Source organism: Streptomyces sp. CO7, from assembly GCF_053474865.1.
Genome location: NZ_JBRIOU010000003.1, coordinates 60,993 through 62,738, shown reverse-complemented (window position 1 = coordinate 62,738; position 1,746 = coordinate 60,993). Strand labels below are relative to the sequence as shown.

The following is a 1,746-nucleotide window of genomic DNA, read 5'->3' as shown; positions in this document are numbered from 1 at the left end:
GAGGGCCAGCATGGGATGGTCCAGGAGCGTCCCCGCGCCGTCCGCCTCGGCGGGCGCTCGGCGCTGACCCTGCTGCTGGTCAGCTGCGTGGGCCTGGCCGGTTTCCTGTGGCCCCTGGTGGCGCCGCCCGGCTCCTCGGCCGCCGCCCACCAGCAGGACGCCCCCTGGCTGTTCGCCGGGCTGCTGATGCTCCTGGTCGCCGTCACCACGGCCACCATCGCCGAGTCCGGCCTCGGCGCCAAGGCCGTCGCCATGCTGGGCGTGCTCGCCGCGGCCGGCGCCGCGCTGCGGCCCATCGGAGCGGGCACGGCCGGACTCGAACCGACGTTCTTCCTCATGGTCCTGGCCGGCCGGGTCCTCGGCCCCGGCTTCGGCTTCGTCCTCGGCTCGGTGACCCTCTTCGCCTCGGCCCTGCTGACCGGCGGGGTGGGTCCCTGGCTGCCGTTCCAGATGCTCTCGCTGGGCTGGTTCACCCTCGGCGCGGGCCTGCTGCCCCGAAGGCTCGGCGGCCGCGTGGAGATCGCGGTGCTCACCGCCTACGGGTTCCTCGCCGCGTTCGCCTACGGGACGCTGATGAACCTCTGGGGCTGGCCGTTCATGACGGGCCAGATCGCCCCGGCCGTCGCGCCCGTCCCCGGCGCCCCGCTCACCGTCAACCTGGCCCATTTCGCGGCCTACTGCCTCACCACGTCGATGGGCTGGGACCTCGGCCGCGCCCTGCTGACCGCCGTGCTGACGACGACGGTCGGACCGGCCGTCCTGCGGGCGCTGCGCCGGGCGACGCGGCAGGCGGCGTTCGAGGCGCCGGTCACCTTCGAGAAACCCTGAGAGAAGTACGGGAACGGCAGGGCCCGGCCCCCGCGTGCGGCGCGGGAGCCGGGCCCTTTCCGTGGCGGGGACCGCGTCAGGAGACGAAGTCCGCGATGTCGCCGAGCACGAAGGTGTCCGCGAGGAACCCGATGTGCGTCTGGCAGGCCACGGGGTTGTTGTCGGCGCCGTCCAGCCGGGTGCTGGTGTACGGAAGGATGATGCCGTCGCAGGCCGAGTACCAGGTGGCGTACTGGGTGCTGCCCGGCGTCTCGTCGCCCGAGGAGATCTGGGAGATGAACGAGGAGCCCGGGTACATCTGCTGGCAGGTCACGTAGATCAGGCAGGCGCCGGCGTAGGTCGTGCCGTGGTTGGCGCCGGCGATCGAGGCCAGGTGGCTGACGTTGGCGTTGCCGCCGAGGACCTTCAGGTAGTACTGGCTGACCAGGCCGCCCATCGAGTGGTTGACGATGGCGACCTTGCTCGCGCCCGTCCGCGACTTGACGTTCTGGACGAACGACGCGAGGCCCTGGGCGTTGCTCACGTTGTTGCCGTAGGAGTTGTACTCGTAGGCGAACAGCCTGTCGCTGGACCAGCCCTTGGTGCGGAACACCGACATGGCGGTCACCCAGTTGGACGCGTTGCCGGTGTAGCCGTGGACGAAGACCACCGGCGTGCTGGTGCTCAGCGGGGTGACCTCGGCCGCCGAGGCCTGCGGGGCCGCGGCCGCGGCGGGACCGGAGACGGTGAAGGCGATGGCGAAGGCGGCGAGGACGCCGAGGAGACGGCGCCAGGGGGCGGCGCATGGAGCCCTCCGAACGGGGGTGGGGAATCCGACGCCGCCCAGGGTCGCGCCGCCCGTCCGCCCCCGGCATCGGCGAAACGGCCGGTCTCGCACGGGACGGGGCAGCCCTCCGGGCGGGTGGCGCGACCCTGGGC

General features: G+C 72.9%; 2 protein-coding genes. One reads left to right on the top strand and one right to left on the bottom strand.

Annotation, left to right across the window (positions count from 1 at the left end; translation table 11 throughout):
* Positions 1 to 15 precede the first annotated feature (15 nt).
* Entirely contained in the window at positions 16 to 828 is an 813-nt protein-coding gene (locus ACOV8S_RS10150) for an ECF transporter S component (RefSeq protein WP_448317892.1), read from the top strand.
* A gap of 76 nt (positions 829 to 904) precedes the next feature.
* On the opposite strand, the gene ACOV8S_RS10145 is transcribed toward ACOV8S_RS10150, so the two are convergent.
* Positions 905 to 1,654 (bottom strand): esterase/lipase family protein, encoded by a 750-nt coding sequence (locus ACOV8S_RS10145; protein ID WP_448317891.1) that lies wholly within the window; start codon positions 1,652 to 1,654, stop codon positions 905 to 907.
* Positions 1,655 to 1,746 lie beyond the last annotated feature (92 nt).